The 14,220-nt window shown below is 61.7% G+C and carries 12 protein-coding genes; 9 read left to right on the top strand and 3 right to left on the bottom strand.

Annotated features, from left to right (window positions below; all coding sequences use genetic code 11):
* Nucleotides 1–2 precede the first annotated feature (2 nt).
* Nucleotides 3–695, bottom strand: a complete 693-nt coding sequence (locus ACSQ3I_RS03570; RefSeq protein WP_435996094.1) for a GntR family transcriptional regulator — start codon at nt 693–695, stop codon at nt 3–5.
* Nucleotides 696–1,022: 327 nt separating this feature from the next.
* Between ACSQ3I_RS03570 and ACSQ3I_RS03565 the strand changes: the two genes are divergently transcribed.
* The 9 genes from ACSQ3I_RS03565 to ACSQ3I_RS03525 all read left to right on the top strand — a co-directional run bounded on the left by ACSQ3I_RS03565 (nt 1,023) and on the right by ACSQ3I_RS03525 (nt 11,397).
* Nucleotides 1,023–2,078, top strand: a complete 1,056-nt coding sequence (locus tag ACSQ3I_RS03565) for an ABC transporter ATP-binding protein (RefSeq protein ID WP_435996093.1) — start codon at nt 1,023–1,025, stop codon at nt 2,076–2,078.
* A gap of 1 nt (nt 2,079) precedes the next feature.
* The gene (locus ACSQ3I_RS03560) at nt 2,080–3,003 is read left to right on the top strand and encodes an ABC transporter permease (protein ID WP_435996092.1); all 924 of its coding nucleotides are present in this window, start codon (nt 2,080–2,082) and stop codon (nt 3,001–3,003) included.
* Complete coding sequence (locus ACSQ3I_RS03555; RefSeq protein ID WP_435996091.1) at nt 2,996–3,802, top strand: ABC transporter permease; 807 nt, start codon at nt 2,996–2,998, stop codon at nt 3,800–3,802. Before ACSQ3I_RS03560 ends, ACSQ3I_RS03555 begins: the two co-directional genes overlap by 8 nt.
* Nucleotides 3,803–3,815: 13 nt before the next feature.
* Nucleotides 3,816–4,844 (top strand): extracellular solute-binding protein, encoded by a 1,029-nt coding sequence (locus ACSQ3I_RS03550; protein WP_435996090.1) that lies wholly within the window; start codon nt 3,816–3,818, stop codon nt 4,842–4,844.
* A 72-nt stretch (nt 4,845–4,916) separates the two neighbouring features.
* Nucleotides 4,917–6,098 (top strand): serine hydrolase domain-containing protein, encoded by a 1,182-nt coding sequence (locus ACSQ3I_RS03545; RefSeq protein ID WP_435996089.1) that lies wholly within the window; start codon nt 4,917–4,919, stop codon nt 6,096–6,098.
* 27 nt (nt 6,099–6,125) lie between these two features.
* A complete protein-coding gene (locus tag ACSQ3I_RS03540) occupies nt 6,126–7,796 on the top strand; it encodes an amidohydrolase (protein WP_435996088.1) in 1,671 nt (556 codons plus the stop codon).
* Nucleotides 7,797–7,951: 155 nt separating this feature from the next.
* The gene (locus ACSQ3I_RS03535) at nt 7,952–9,310 is read left to right on the top strand and encodes a glutamine synthetase family protein (protein ID WP_435996087.1); all 1,359 of its coding nucleotides are present in this window, start codon (nt 7,952–7,954) and stop codon (nt 9,308–9,310) included.
* A 1-nt stretch (nt 9,311) separates the two neighbouring features.
* Complete coding sequence (locus ACSQ3I_RS03530) at nt 9,312–10,619, top strand: NAD(P)/FAD-dependent oxidoreductase (RefSeq protein ID WP_435996086.1); 1,308 nt, start codon at nt 9,312–9,314, stop codon at nt 10,617–10,619.
* A 250-nt stretch (nt 10,620–10,869) separates the two neighbouring features.
* Complete coding sequence (locus tag ACSQ3I_RS03525) at nt 10,870–11,397, top strand: hypothetical protein (RefSeq protein ID WP_435996085.1); 528 nt, start codon at nt 10,870–10,872, stop codon at nt 11,395–11,397.
* Nucleotides 11,398–11,469: 72 nt separating this feature from the next.
* On the opposite strand, the gene ACSQ3I_RS03520 is transcribed toward ACSQ3I_RS03525, so the two are convergent.
* Nucleotides 11,470–12,141 (bottom strand): ZinT family metal-binding protein, encoded by a 672-nt coding sequence (locus ACSQ3I_RS03520; RefSeq protein ID WP_435996281.1) that lies wholly within the window; start codon nt 12,139–12,141, stop codon nt 11,470–11,472.
* Nucleotides 12,142–12,358: 217 nt separating this feature from the next.
* Nucleotides 12,359–13,981, bottom strand: coding sequence for an ABC-F family ATP-binding cassette domain-containing protein (locus ACSQ3I_RS03515; RefSeq protein ID WP_435996084.1), 1,623 nt, complete (start codon nt 13,979–13,981; stop codon nt 12,359–12,361).
* Nucleotides 13,982–14,220: the final 239 nt, after the last annotated feature.

Raw genomic sequence — 14,220 nt, 5'->3', positions numbered from 1 at the left:
CGTTACTCGCGCAGCACAGCGGCCTGCGCCTCGACTTCGAGGAAACGCGTCCGGCCGAGATGGCCGGCGCCGTCCTGGATATCGGCGGTAATGGCCAGCTTCAGGGCTTCGGCATTCTTGTTGCGGATGGCATCCAGTGCCTCGGCATGCCGATCGACACGATAGCTTTCGTGCAGGTTTTCGGTGGCCTCGCGCATGAAGGGGCCGAGCCGCAGCCAGATCGATTCGATCAGCGGCACCAAAACTGTGGATGAATGCACCTCGTAGAGACACCGGTGGAAGGCAAAATTCCGCTCGATGCCCAGTTCGATGTTGCCGGCGGAATAGGCTTCGTCGATTTCCATGTCGATCTGCTGCAGGCGCGCCAGCCGAAGATAATCGATATGCGGCAAGGCGCGCTCGGCAGCGATGGTTTCAAGCGCGATGCGGGCGGCGATGATCTCGTCGAATTTGCTGGGATTCATGTCGGGCACCCGCACCCGCCTGTTGTCGAGGTGTTCCAGGGCACCATCCGCCACAAGACGGTGCAAAGCCTCACGTACCGGCATGGCGCTGACGGCAAGCATGTCGGCGATGCCATGGATCGTCACCGGCTGCCCCGGCGGAAAACCACCCGTCATGATGGCGTGCCTCAGGCTGCGATACACCCACTGCTTGACGGATTCGGAAGACAATCTGTCCTCGGACGCCCACATTCTCTTTTCCCCCAACGGGAGCCCATCTCCCCTCCGAAATAACAGGCGCCGATGCAGGAATTTCCACCGCATTCGGCTCTTGCCATGCTAGACTGAGCCTGTCATCTTTTTGATCAAAATTCCGCCATGCACAAAAAATAACCCTTTCCAATTTGATCAAACCATGATTTCATATGATCAAATTCAACACGAGTGTAGAGCCGGATAACAATCTGTCAACAGAGGATCGGCCAAGCCGGACGACCGCCCAACAGTTCATCCGGCGCAAAACAGGGGGAATGGATGGGAAATCAGCCTGCTGGGAAAACCCGCGGCGGTGAGATTGCCATGCAGAATATCGTCAAGGACTTCGGACATTTCCGGGCCGTGAACGATGTGACGCTCAAGATCGCTTCCAATGAATTCTTCACGCTTCTCGGGCCGTCCGGCTGCGGAAAGACGACGCTTCTGCGCATGATCGCCGGCTTCGAGATGCCGACGAAGGGCAGTATCCTGCTCGATGGCGCCGAGATCGCCTCGCTGCCGCCCAACCAGCGCCCGATCAACACCGTCTTCCAGAACTATGCGCTCTTCCCGCATATGTCCGTTGCCGACAATATCGGCTTCGGGCTGAAGATGCTCGGGCGTCCGAAGGCGGAAATCGAGAAGACGGTCGCGGATATGATCCGCCTCGTGCGCCTGGATGGACGCGAGAAGAACCTCGTCACCCAGCTTTCCGGTGGCCAGCAGCAGCGCGTCGCGCTTGCCCGCGCGCTGGCACCGCAGCCGAAGGTGTTGCTGCTCGACGAACCGCTGTCGGCGCTCGACCTCAAGCTGCGCAAGTCGATGCAGATCGAACTGAAGCGGCTGCAGATGGAAACCGGCATCACCTTCGTGTTCGTCACCCACGACCAGGAAGAAGCGCTGACCATGTCCGACCGCATCGCCGTGATGTCGGAAGGCCAGGTGCGCCAGATCGGTTCGCCCTGGGAAATCTACGACCGCCCGGCCGAGCGTTTCGTCGCCGACTTCATCGGCGAGACCAATTTCCTCACCGCCGATGTGGTGTCCGTCTCCGGTGACTGGGCGCGCGTACGCCTTACCTCCGGCGCCGAAATTCCGGCAAGCTTCCCGGCCAACACCACGCCGAGCGGCAAGGTGACGGTGGTGATCCGTCCAGAGCATGCAAAGGCCACGCCGGTTTCGGCAACGTCTGCGCTGCGCGGCACCATCCACGACATCGTTTATCTCGGCACGGACACCCATCTGCATGTCGTCCTGGACGACGGCACGCCGTTCATGGTGCGCCAGCAGAACGCCCGCAGCGGTCCCTGCGGCTTCGAGAAGGGCGAGACGGTCGGCATCGAATTGAGCGACGACGTCGCGCAGATTCTGAGGGACTGAGATGGCCATCAGCCCCGCAGAAGCAAGCGAAATGGTCCGCAAGAAGGACATCCGCAGCCGCTGGCTGCTTAGTGCGCCGGCGCTGATCCTCATTGCCGTCGCCGGCGTCGGGCCGCTGTTGATCGTCGTCTTGTATTCCTTCCTGGCGCCGGGCAATTATGGCGACGTCAAGTGGGAGTTCTCCACAGACGCCTGGTTCAACGTCTTCCTCAGCCGCGACATCTTCGACGACACCGTCACGCTGGCGGACGCACACCTGTCGATCTTCCTGCGCAGCATCCAGCTTGCCGTCGTCACCACGGTGCTGTGCGTCATCTTCGGCTTCCCGACTGCCTATTTCATCGCGACGCGGCCGGTGCATACACGGCAGATCTGGCTGTTCCTGATCACCATCCCCTTCTGGACGAACATGCTGATCCGCGCCTTCGCCATCCAGGAGGTGATCCGCAACGAGGGCATCGTCAACTCGCTGCTGATGGGGCTCGGCCTTATCGCCGCGCCGATCCCGATGATGTTCAGCGATTTCGCCATCCTGGTCGGCATGACCTACGTCTTCCTGCCGCTGATGGTGCTGCCGCTCTATGCCAGCATCGACAAGCTGGATTTCCGGCTGATCGAAGCGGCCTATGATCTGTACGCCAGCCGCTTCAACGTGCTGATGCGGGTGATCGTGCCGCTGGTGAAGCCTGGCCTGATCGCCGGCTCGATCCTCGTCTTCATTCCGGCGCTCTCCTCCTACGTCATCCCGCGCGTTCTCGGCGGCGGCAAGAACCTGATGATCGGCAACCTGATCGAGCTCCAGTTCGGCCAGGGCCGCAACTGGCCGCTCGGCGCCTCGCTGTCGGTCACGCTCGTCATCGTCGTGTTGTTCGCCATGCTCTATTATGTGCGCAACGCCAGCCGGTCAGGAGGCTCCCATGGCTAGGCCATTCTCCGTCAGACGCCTCCCCGGCTTCTCCACGATCGCCATGATCTGCTTCATCGGCCTCTACATGCCGATCATCACCCTGGTGGTGTATGCCTTCAATGCCGGCACCTCCATCGCGGTCTGGGAAGGGTTTTCGCTGCGCTGGTTCCACAGCGCCTGGAACAACACCCAGGTGGTCGATGCGTCGATCCGCTCGCTGCAGATCGCCATCTGCGCCGCAATCCTCGCCACTATCGTTGCCACCATGGCAGCGATTGCCACGACGCGGACGGCGCAATATCGCGGCCTGACCTTCAAATATGCCTTCATCAACCTGCCGCTGCTGGTGCCGGAAATCGTCACGGCTGTGGCACTTCTGATCTTCTTCTCGCAGATCAAGGTCTATACCGGTTACTCCGGCCTCGGCTACCTGATCGCCGCCCACGCCGCTTTCTGCATTCCCTTCGCCTACCTGCCGATCCGGGCGCGCCTGGAAAGCATGGACCTGACGCTGGAGCGCGCCGCCGCCGACCTCTACGCCACGCCGTTCCAGGCCTTCCGTTATGTAACGCTACCGCTGCTCTGGCCCGGTATCCTCGCCGGCATGATGCTCGGCTTCGTCATTTCGCTGGACGACGTGGTCATCACCGAATTCGTCAAATCCGGCGGGCAGGACACCCTGCCGACCTATATGCTCGGGCAGTTGCGCCGTGTCGTGACACCTGAAATGAATGCGATCTCGACAGTCTTTCTGCTGCTGTCGTTTGCTATCGTGACAATCTTCTTCTTCCTCAGCAGAAACGAAAAAACATCATAACAGGAGAACATGCATGCAACGGAAACTGGGATTTGCAGCGCTGGCGCTGCTCGGCTCGACGGCCATCGCGCATGCGGAAGGCGAGCTGAACATCTATAACTGGGGCAACTACACTAGCCCCGAAATGATCAAGAAGTTCGAAGACACCTTCAAGGTGAAGGTGACCGTCACCGACTACGATTCGAACGATACCGCGCTTGCCAAGGTCCGCCAGGGCGGCCACGGCTTCGACATCGTCGTACCGTCCGCCAGCGTCATGCCGATCTGGATTTCCGAAGGGCTGCTGCTCGAGTCGCGCCCCGACCAGATGGAAAACTTCAAGAACGTCGATCCGGTCTGGGTTGACGTACCGTTCGATCCGGGCCGCCACTACTCCGTTCCGTGGCAGTGGGGCACCACCGGCGTGACCGTCAACAAGTCGGCCTACGCAGGCGATATCAACACCTCGGCCATCTTCCTCGATCCGCCGGCGGAACTGGTCGGCAAGGTCAACGTCGTTCCGGAAATGTCCGACGTCATGCACATGGCCGTCACCTATGCCGGTGGCGAACCCTGCACCGGCGACAAGGCAATCCTCAAGAAGACCCGCGACATCCTGGTCGCCGCCAAGCCGAAGTGGGCCTCGATGGCTTACGGCAACGTCGAGCAGTACATCAAGAACGACCTGATGGCCGGCGTGAACTGGAATGGCGCCTCCTTCCGTGCCCGTCTCGGCAACAAGGATGTCGCCTACGGCTATCCGAAGGAAGGTTACCCGATCTGGATGGACAACGCTTCCATCCTGAAGGACGCCAAGAACGTCGATAACGCCAAGCTGTTCATCAACTTCATCATGGACCCGGAAAATGCCGGCATGATCTCGACCTTTGCCCGTTACGGCAATGGCATCAAGGGTTCGGAAGCCTTCATGCCCGCGGACATGAAGGACGCACCGGAAATCAACATTCCGGCAGAACTGAAGGCCGCCGGCAAGTTCAACCTCGCCTGCCCTCCGGAAGTCCAGGAAATCTACACGAAGATCTGGACCGAACTGCAGAAGTAACGGCTTAGGCCAAAACTGGGACTGCCGAGCGGAGGAGCACACTGCTCCTCCGCACATCGGCGGATGATTGCAATGACCCGCACCTTTTCCGATACGCATGGCTTTCCCCGCGCAGACGTGACGCTCGCCACCTGGCGAACCGCCCCCTACAATGTCTGGGCCTTCCAGAACCTTCGCGACCTCGTGCCGACCGCCGAGATCACCTGCGCCAAGGTCGAACCCGAAGAAGCAATCGCCGCCGACAGCATCGCCGATGCAGCGATCGACCCCGGCATTGACGGCATTTCCAAGGTCAGCGACTTCCTGCGCTACGCCCATACCGACGGCCTCGTCGTCATGCGCGACGGCAAGATCGTCGGCGAATATTATGCGCCGCATGCCGACGTGAACCGGCCGCATGTGATCTTTTCGGTGAGCAAGTCGCTGACCGCGCTTATATCAGGCATTCTCGAAGGACAGGGCGTCATCGACCCGGACAAGCCGGTCACCGCCTATATTCCCGAAGCCGCCGGCAGCGCCTATGGCGACGCCACCTATCGCGATGTGCTCGACATGCGCGTCAGCCTCGATTTCGAGGAAGCCTATCTCGATCCGAACGGCGCCTTCGCCCGCTATCGCCGCGCCACCCTGTGGAACCCACGCGACCCCGGCCTGCCCAGCGAAACGCTGCCGGATTTCCTCTTGTCGCTCAAGAAGGCCGGCAGGCCGCATGGCGGCAAGTTTGCCTATCTTTCGCCGAACTCCGACATGCTCGGCATGCTCTTGGAGCGGATCACCGGGGTGCGTTTCGCCGACCTGATGTCCGAACTCCTGTGGAAGCCGCTGGGTGCCAAGAACAACGGTTATGTCACCGTCGACGCGGTGGGCAGCCCGCGCACCGCCGGCGGCATCAATATCACCACCCGCGACCTCGCCCGCGTCGGCGAATTGTTGCGCCAGGGCGGTGCGATCGGCGGCAAGCAGATCGTCAAGCCGGCCTGGATTGCCGACATGACGCAGAACGGCGACCGGCAGGCCTGGATCGACGGCGGCAGCGAGCTGCTGGCCAACGGCCGCTATCGCAGCAAATGGTACCAGACCGGCGAGGCCGACGGCTCCTATTGCGGTATCGGCATCCACGGACAGTGGCTGTGGGTCGATCCGTCCACCGACACGGTGATCGCCACTGTTTCGTCGCAGCCCATTCCGATCAACGACGCGATGGAGAAGGACACCATCTCCTTCTTCCGCGCCATCGGGCGCCTGGCGCTCTAAAAGACAAGAACCATACGAGGGAACACCATGCAGACCGAAGCGAATTTCATCATCCGCAATGCGCGGGTGCTCACCATGGACGAGGCCAAGCCGCGCGCCGAAGCGCTGGCGATCGCCGGCAACAAGATCATCGCCGTCGGCACCGAGGCTGATGTTGCCGCCTTCTCTGGCCTGGACACGATGGTGATCGATGCCGAAGGCAAGAGCGTGCTGCCTGGCTTCAACGATGCGCATGTGCACATCTTCGGTGGCTCGGTGGAGCTGTCGGAGCTGTCGCTGTTCCGCGTCAAGGGTTTTGAGGCGCTGAAGACGGCGGTTCTCGACTATGCCGCCGCCAATCCCGATCTGGCGCTGATCGTGGCGCAGTCGGCCGACTACACCATCATTTCCGACGAGGAGCGCGTCACCCGCCATCACCTCGACCGCATCCTGCCCGACCGGCCCTTCCTGATGTTTGCCCCCGACCACCACATCGCATGGGCCAACACCATCGCGCTGGAAAAGGCCGGCATCCTGCATGGCCGCGACGTCGGCGTCGGCAACGAGATCGTCATGGGCGAGGACGGGCTGGCCAATGGCGAGCTGCGTGAATCGAATGCCATCCGCCCGGTTTCGACCATGGGCAAGACGGGTGCGCGCGAAATGCTCGGCGTCGGCACCGGCGGCGAACCGGAAGGTGTCACGGCGGAAGACCGGGCAAACGACATTGCCGTGCTGAAAGAGGGTCTGGCCTATTGCGCCTCGCTCGGCATCACATCGATCCAGAACATGGACGGCAACCTCTACCAGCTGGAGCTGATCGAGGAGATCGAGAAGGAAGGCGCCCTGCCGGTGCGCGTGCGTATTCCCTTCCACATGAAGAATTTCATGCCGCTCTCCGACCTGGAAGACAAGGCCGCCACCTGGCGCGCCCGCTTCAATACCGACCGGCTGCGCAGCGACTTCGTCAAGATGTTCGTCGACGGCGTGACCGAAGGCGAGACGGCCGTGTTCGTGGATGACTACAGCCACAAGCCGGGCTGGAAGGGCGAAGCGCTGTTCACCCAGGAGCATTTCGACAGCATCACCACCGCTGCCGACAAGCTCGGCCTGCAGATCGCCGTGCATGCCATCGGCGACGGCGCCGTGCGCATGGTGCTCGACGGCTACGAAGCCGCCGCCAAGGCCAACGGCAAGCGCGACAGCCGCAACCGCATCGAGCATATCGAGGTGGTGCATCCCGACGACATCAAGCGTTTTGCCGAACTCGGCACCGTCGCCTCAATGCAGCCGACGCACCCGCCGGGCAGCGCCGGCCTGCCGACGGAACCCTACCTCACCTATATCGGCGAGGAGCGTTGGCCCTACGCCTTTGCCTGGCGGACGCTCGTCGATGCCGGTGCCAAGATCGTCTTTGCCACCGACTGGCCGGTCTCGCCGCTGGCGCCGATGAACTGCATCGAATCGGCGATGACCCGCGGTGTCTGGAAGGAAGGCATGAAGGACGAGCGCCTGAGCTTGCATGAGACGCTGGCAGCCTATACCAAGGGTGGTGCCTATGTGGAGTTCATGGAAGACCGCAAGGGCTCGCTGAAGGTCGGTTATCTCGCCGACGTGGTGATCCTCGACGCCGATGTCGAGGCGACGGCCTTCGAAAAACTGGCAGCAGTTCGTCCGATCAAGACGATCTGCGACGGCAAGATCACTTACGAAGCATGAGGAAGAGCCGCCCGGCAAGGCGGTGAAGGCATGAGCATGATACGGTTTCTGATCTACAACGAAGAGACGGGCTATCGTTAGCGACGACCCTTTTTCGCGCGGGCGCTTCTACGCCCGCGACCGTAGATCAGAACATTTCAGCAATTTGGTGCCTTATGGACAATATGACCTATGCGCAGGATTTCCTGCGTGAGAACCCGGATATCGAGGTTCTCGAAGCCTTCGTGATCGACGTCAACGGCGTGCCGCGCGGCAAATGGATACCGCGCGAACGCGCCCTCGACGTGCTGACCAAAGGCATGGCGATCCCCCGCTCCGTCTATGCCCTCGACGTCTGGGGGCGCGACGTCAATACAGCCGGCCTTGCCGAAGGAACCGGCGATCCGGACGGTATCTGCTTCCCCGTTCCCGAAACCCTGTCGCGCGTCACCTGGCTCAACCGGCCGACGGCGCAGGTGATGCTCGGCATGCACAATGCCGATGGCAGCGGCTTCTTCGCCGACCCGCGCCAGACGCTGGCCGAGGTGCTGCAGCGCTACAAGAAGGCCGGGCTGACACCGGTCGTCGCCACCGAGCTTGAGTTCTACCTGATCGACCCGGTGCGTTCGGCGCTCGATCCCGTTCGGCCGCCGAATTCCCGCGAGGGCCGCTGGCATACCGGCCAGACGCAGGTGCTGTCGATTTCCGAACTGCAGGATTTCGAGGAGGTGTTCCACGACATCTCGATCGCCTGCAAGGCGCAGAAGGTCGCCGCCGATACGACGCTGCGCGAAAACGGCCCCGGCCAGTATGAAATCAACCTCAACCACGTGCCGGATGCGCTGCAGGCGGCCGATTATGCCGTGTTGCTGAAGCGCATCGTCAAGGGTGTCGCCCGCAAGCACGATCTCGACGCCACCTTCATGGCCAAGCCTTACGGCCGGCAGGCCGGCAGCGGCATGCACGTGCATTTCTCCGTACTCGACGAAAACGGCCGCAACATCTATGTCGGCGAGGACGGACCGGCCGATACGCTGATGCATTCCGTCGGCGGGCTTCTGGCCAACATGGGCGAGAGCATGGCGGTGTTTGCGCCGCACGCCAATTCCTATCGCCGGCTGCGGCCGAGCGAACATGCGCCGACCTATGCCTCCTGGGGATTCGACAATCGCTCGGCCGCCGTGCGCGTCATCACCGCCTCCAAGCCCGCAACCCGCATCGAGCACCGCGTTGCCGGCTCCGACACCAATCCCTATCTGGTTCTGGCGATGATCCTGAATGCAGCGCTGACCGGCATGAAGGAAAAGCTGCAACCGGGCGGCGCCATCACCGGCGACGATCACGCCATCAACCACGAGCCGCTGCCGACCAACTGGGATTACGCCCTGCAGCGTTTCGCAAAGTCCAGCTTCGCTTATGCGACGCTCGGGCAGAAATACCGCGCGCTCTACACCGCCTGCAAGCAGCAGGAGCTTTCGGAGTTTTCGCTGCGCGTGACCGACGTCGAATACGACGCATACATCAGGATTGTCTGAGATGAACGCCAAACTTTCCTCTGCCAGCACGAACCCCGGCCACGCCGCCTCCTGGTATGCCGCAAGCGCCAGGGACCAACGGATTCGACCGATGCTCGAGGGTGAGATCGAGGCGGATGTGTGCATCATCGGCGCCGGCTTCACCGGTATCTCCGCAGCGCTCGAACTCGTCGAACGTGGTTATTCCGTCGCCGTCGTCGAGGCGGTGCGCATCGGTTTCGGCGCTTCCGGGCGCAACGGCGGCCAGATCGTCAACGGCTACAGCCGCGATCTCGAAACCATCGCCGGGCGCTACGGCCGCGACAAAGCCGTAAAACTAGGCGCCATGTCGCTGGAAGGCGGCGAGATCATCCGCGGCCGTGTCGCCAAATACGCCATCGATTGCGGCCTCGTGCATGGCGGTTTCTTCGCCGCCTTCACGCCGAAGCAGGTGCGTGAGATGGAGACCCACAAGGCCCATTGGGAAAAGCACGGCCATGGCGGACTGGAGATGGTCTCCAAGGCCGATATCGGCACATACGTGAAGGCCGACCGCTACGTCGGCGGTATGATCGACAAGCTCGGCGGCCATATCCATCCGCTCGACCTCGTTCTCGGCGAAGCCGCCGCGGTGGAAAGCCAGGGCGGCCGGATCTTCGAAAACTCCCGCGTCGAATCCGTCAGCATGGGCGCCAATCCTGTTGTCCGTACCGAGCGCGGCGCGGTGAAGGCGAAATATGTACTCGTCTGCGGCAATGCCTATCTCGGCAAGCTTCTGCCGCAGATCGGCGACCGGATGATGCCGGTCTCTAGCCAGGTGATGGCAACCGAACCGCTGTCGAAAGAACTGATCGAAGATCTGCTGCCGGCCAACTACTGTGTCGAGGACGCCAATTACGTGCTCGATTATTACCGCCGCACCGCCGACAACCGGCTGCTTTACGGCGGCGGTATCGGTTATGGCGGGCAGGACCCGGCCAACCTCACCGGCGTCATTCGCCCCAACATGCTGAAGACCTTCCCGCAGTTGGAAAACGTCAAGATCGACTATGCCTGGAGCGGCAATTTTGCGCTGACCCTGACGCGCATTCCGCATATGGGGCGGTTGGCCGACAACGTCTACTTCTCGCATGGCGACAGCGGCCACGGCGTGACGACGACGCACCTGCTCGGCAAGATCCTCGGCGAGGTTGTCGCCGGTCATGCGGAGCGCTTCGACATCTGGAGTTCGCTGCCGAACTACCCCTTCCCCGGCGGCAAGACGTTCCGCGTGCCGCTGACCATGCTCGGCGCCTGGTGGTACGGCATGCGCGACAAGCTTGGTATCTGAACCTCCCCTTCTCCCCGGCGGGGAGAAGGTGGCCCGAAGGGTCGGATGAGGGGGTTACACGGACAGGTTTTGCCGTGTGGCACCCCTCATCCCGCTGCCGCGACCTTCTCCCCGCCGGGGAGAAGGGGCAGAAGGCGCCCTCTCGTTCCATCCGCGATAGCGCGGGGGTAATACAGGGCCTGCATCGCCAGGCCTGCCCGCCCTTGCCTCTCCCGAGGAATACCCCTAGTTCAGGCGGCAGGGAAACAGGATGGGAGCCTTCATGATCGCCGCGTTGAAGCTGGCCCGCACCATAGCCGCGGCCATGATGGTTTCCGCGGTCACGCTTGTGCTGCCCGCGACGGCCGCGCCGCGCGACATCTCCATTTCCGAACTCTACGATTTTTGCCGTACCCCGGTTTTCGCCGAGGCCCTTCGCAAGGCGGAGAGTTTCGGCTGGCCGCGGATGGACGAGGCCAAGCTGGAAAACTGGCGCGCTTCGTTTCTTAATTACCTCGGCGGTCCGGTGGAGGTGTCCGGCTGGCAGCGCGGCGAGGAAGGCAAAGCCGACGCGCTGTCCTTCTGGATCGCCCATGGCGCAAACGGCCACCGCGCCTGCGTCTACGCCACCCATGACGGCCGGGCGCTGGAAAAGGCACTGACAGAGGAATTCGGCACGCCTGATATGGCCGAGGATTCCGAAATCTCCCGCTCCGCCATCTGGACGCGCGACGGCGCCGAGATTTCCTTCATGAATGTCGGCACTGCGGCACAGGTCAATATTTCATCTCGACCCTGATTGCAGGAAAGACCATGAAAAGCGCCGCCCCGTCGTGCAGGGCGGCGCCCAAGCCGAATTTGCTTGTAGCGATCAGTGCTGGATCATCTCATCAACGATCTGCTTTCCGTCGAGCGACGCCGGATAGTAGGTCGGCCAATTCGTCACCTCCTCCAGCAGGGCCGCGCGATCATTGCCCGAATAGAGATGGTAGTGATCGGCCTTCTCCGGCGCGATCTTGTGATCGCTGAACTGGATAAAGCCGGGCGCATCCGCATCACCGTCCGTCTTTTTGAAAATGAAGCGAACGCCGCGATTTCCCTTCTTGTAGGTCAGAATCTCGTGGCCGTCGGTCACATACTGTCCCGAGACCGATTTGCCCTGGCGCGTGAAGGTGATCTTGTCGCCGGCAATGACGATGCCATCGACATCTGTCTTGTATCCGACCTCGTAATAGTCGCGGACTTCAGCAGCGCTCTTGTCGCCGCTTTCCGCCTTGTGGGCCCAAACCGGCTCCAGCGTGCCATCGACAAGATAGGGATAGACCGACTGCCATTCCCCCTGCCAATCCGAAAGCGGCCGAGCCTTGATCTGATCATCCTCGAAGTAGCCGTGATAGACATCCTTGGCGTTTTCGGAATGCGTATGGTTATGGGTCTTTTCCGACGCGGCGCCCACCACGTTGGCCGTCATCGACACCGTAACCAGCGCCAGTACGGCTCCCAGGACAAGACCGGCCCGCCGGCCTCCAAACATCTTCTGCATCTTCACCTCGATGGTTGTCGGAAGGCGCATCTTCCATTGATTTTCGTAATGTAATACCATTACATTCGTCGAGATAACTTTGAATGCGCTCGCTTGCAAGCCCTTTTTCACATTGTAGAAGATTGCCTGGAGCATTTCCGCGAAACGCGAGAACGCTCCAGCCTTTTGTTTTACGCAATTCCGGACGAAAAACCGCCCCGCATTTTGCTGCAATTGCTTAGCTGCGCAGACCCGGCGCCTCGTGACCGGTGCGCTCGACATATTCGGTGTAACCGCCGCCATACTGATGGATGCCATCCGGCGTCAGTTCCAGCACACGGTTTGACAGGGCTGCGAGAAAATGCCGGTCGTGCGAGACGAACAGCATGGTGCCCTCGTATTCCGACAGTGCCTTGATCAGCATTTCCTTGGTGTCGAGGTCGAGGTGGTTGGTCGGCTCGTCGAGCACCAGGAAATTCGGCGGATCGAACAGCATGCGCGCCATCACCAGCCGAGCCTTCTCGCCGCCCGAAAGCACCCGGCATTTCTTCTCGATATCGTCGCCGGAAAAACCGAAGCAGCCGGCGAGTGCCCGCAGCGGCGCCTGGCCCGCCTTCGGGAAGGCTTCCTCCAGCCATTGCAGGATGGTGGCGTCGCCGTCGAGCAGGTCCATGGCATGCTGGGCGAAATAACCGAGCTTGACGCTGGCGCCGACCGTTACCGTGCCCTGATCCGGTGCCGCCGTGCCGGTGACGAGTTTCAGAAGCGTCGACTTGCCGGCGCCGTTGATGCCCATGATGCACCAGCGCTCCTTGCGACGGACCATGAAGTCCAGCCCGGAATAGATGTTGCGGCTGCCATAGGCCTTGTGGACGTTCTTGATGTTGACGACGTCTTCGCCCGAGCGCGGCGCCGGCTGGAATTCGAAAGCGACCGTCTGGCGCCGGCGCGGCGGCTCGACGCGGTCGATCTTCTCCAGCTTCTTGACGCGGCTCTGCACCTGCGCGGCATGCGAGGCACGTGCCTTGAAACGCTCGATGAACTTGATTTCTTTGGCGAGCATCGCCTGCTGGCGCTCGAACTGCGCCTGCTGCTGCTTTTCGTTCTGCGCCCGCTGCTGCTCGTAAAAACCGTAGTCGCCGGAATAGACCGTCAACGACCCGCCGTCGATTTCGATGATGCGGTTGACGATGCGGTTCATGAACTCGCGGTCGTGCGAGGTCATCAAAAGCGCGCCGTCATAACCCTTCAAAAACTGCTCCAGCCAGATCAGGCTTTCGAGGTCGAGGTGGTTGCTCGGTTCGTCAAGCAGCATCACATCCGGGCGCATCAGCAGGATGCGGGCGAGCGCCACGCGCATCTTCCAGCCGCCGGACAATTTTCCGACGTCCCCGTCCATCATTTCCTGGGTAAAGCTCAAGCCATCCAGCACCTCGCGCGCCCGGCCTTCGAGGCCGTAGCCGTCAAGCTCCTCGTAGCGCGCCTGCACCTCGCCGTAGCGTTCGATGATCGCATCCATCTCGTCGAGACGATCCGGATCGACCATGGCCGCTTCGAGCTCGCGCAGCTCGGCGGCGACGGTGCTGACCGGCCCGGCGCCGTCCATCACCTCGGCCACCGCGCTGCGGCCGGACATCTCGCCGACATCCTGGTCGAAATAGCCGATGGTGACGCCCTTATCGACGGAGACCTGGCCTTCGTCCGGCTGCTCCTCGCCGGTGATCATCCGGAACAGCGTCGTCTTGCCGGCGCCGTTCGGGCCGACGAGGCCGATCTTCTCGCCCCTGTTGAGCGCTGCCGACGCCTCGATGAAGAGGATGCGGTGGCTGTTCTGCTTGCTGATGTTTTCGATGCGGATCATGTGTCTTCGGCGCCCGGGATTGTTGCGGCGCCCTTATGCCACGAGTCCCAGTCGATGTCGCAGCTTTTCCCGTCACTTTTGTTGCAGTGCGGCAACACAAAGCGGATCACCTGACGGCCCAGACGTCCCGGTTTCGCAGCAACGGAAATCTTCTCCCGCAAAATGCCCGTTTAAGAGTGAATCTTTCTATCCTGCCGCGGATGCAAAGACCCGGATGTCTCGTACTCCTTGTCTCCCGC

Source organism: Rhizobium sp. LjRoot30 (genome assembly GCF_964253915.1).
In the GTDB taxonomy this organism is placed as follows: Bacteria; Pseudomonadota; Alphaproteobacteria; order Rhizobiales; family Rhizobiaceae; genus Metarhizobium.
This window is presented reverse-complemented; position numbering and strand designations above follow the sequence as displayed.

Coding starts and splice junctions, on each gene's coding strand:
- ACSQ3I_RS03525 (WP_435996085.1), top strand. CDS start 10,870: ATGGGAGCCTTCATGATCGCCGCGTTGAAGCTGGCCCGCACCATAGCC.
- ACSQ3I_RS03515 (WP_435996084.1), bottom strand. CDS start 13,981: ATGATCCGCATCGAAAACATCAGCAAGCAGAACAGCCACCGCATCCTC.
- ACSQ3I_RS03530 (WP_435996086.1), top strand. CDS start 9,312: ATGAACGCCAAACTTTCCTCTGCCAGCACGAACCCCGGCCACGCCGCC.
- ACSQ3I_RS03565 (WP_435996093.1), top strand. CDS start 1,023: ATGCAGAATATCGTCAAGGACTTCGGACATTTCCGGGCCGTGAACGAT.
- ACSQ3I_RS03550 (WP_435996090.1), top strand. CDS start 3,816: ATGCAACGGAAACTGGGATTTGCAGCGCTGGCGCTGCTCGGCTCGACG.
- ACSQ3I_RS03545 (WP_435996089.1), top strand. CDS start 4,917: ATGACCCGCACCTTTTCCGATACGCATGGCTTTCCCCGCGCAGACGTG.
- ACSQ3I_RS03555 (WP_435996091.1), top strand. CDS start 2,996: ATGGCTAGGCCATTCTCCGTCAGACGCCTCCCCGGCTTCTCCACGATC.
- ACSQ3I_RS03570 (WP_435996094.1), bottom strand. CDS start 695: ATGTGGGCGTCCGAGGACAGATTGTCTTCCGAATCCGTCAAGCAGTGG.
- ACSQ3I_RS03535 (WP_435996087.1), top strand. CDS start 7,952: ATGGACAATATGACCTATGCGCAGGATTTCCTGCGTGAGAACCCGGAT.
- ACSQ3I_RS03560 (WP_435996092.1), top strand. CDS start 2,080: ATGGCCATCAGCCCCGCAGAAGCAAGCGAAATGGTCCGCAAGAAGGAC.
- ACSQ3I_RS03520 (WP_435996281.1), bottom strand. CDS start 12,141: ATGCAGAAGATGTTTGGAGGCCGGCGGGCCGGTCTTGTCCTGGGAGCC.
- ACSQ3I_RS03540 (WP_435996088.1), top strand. CDS start 6,126: ATGCAGACCGAAGCGAATTTCATCATCCGCAATGCGCGGGTGCTCACC.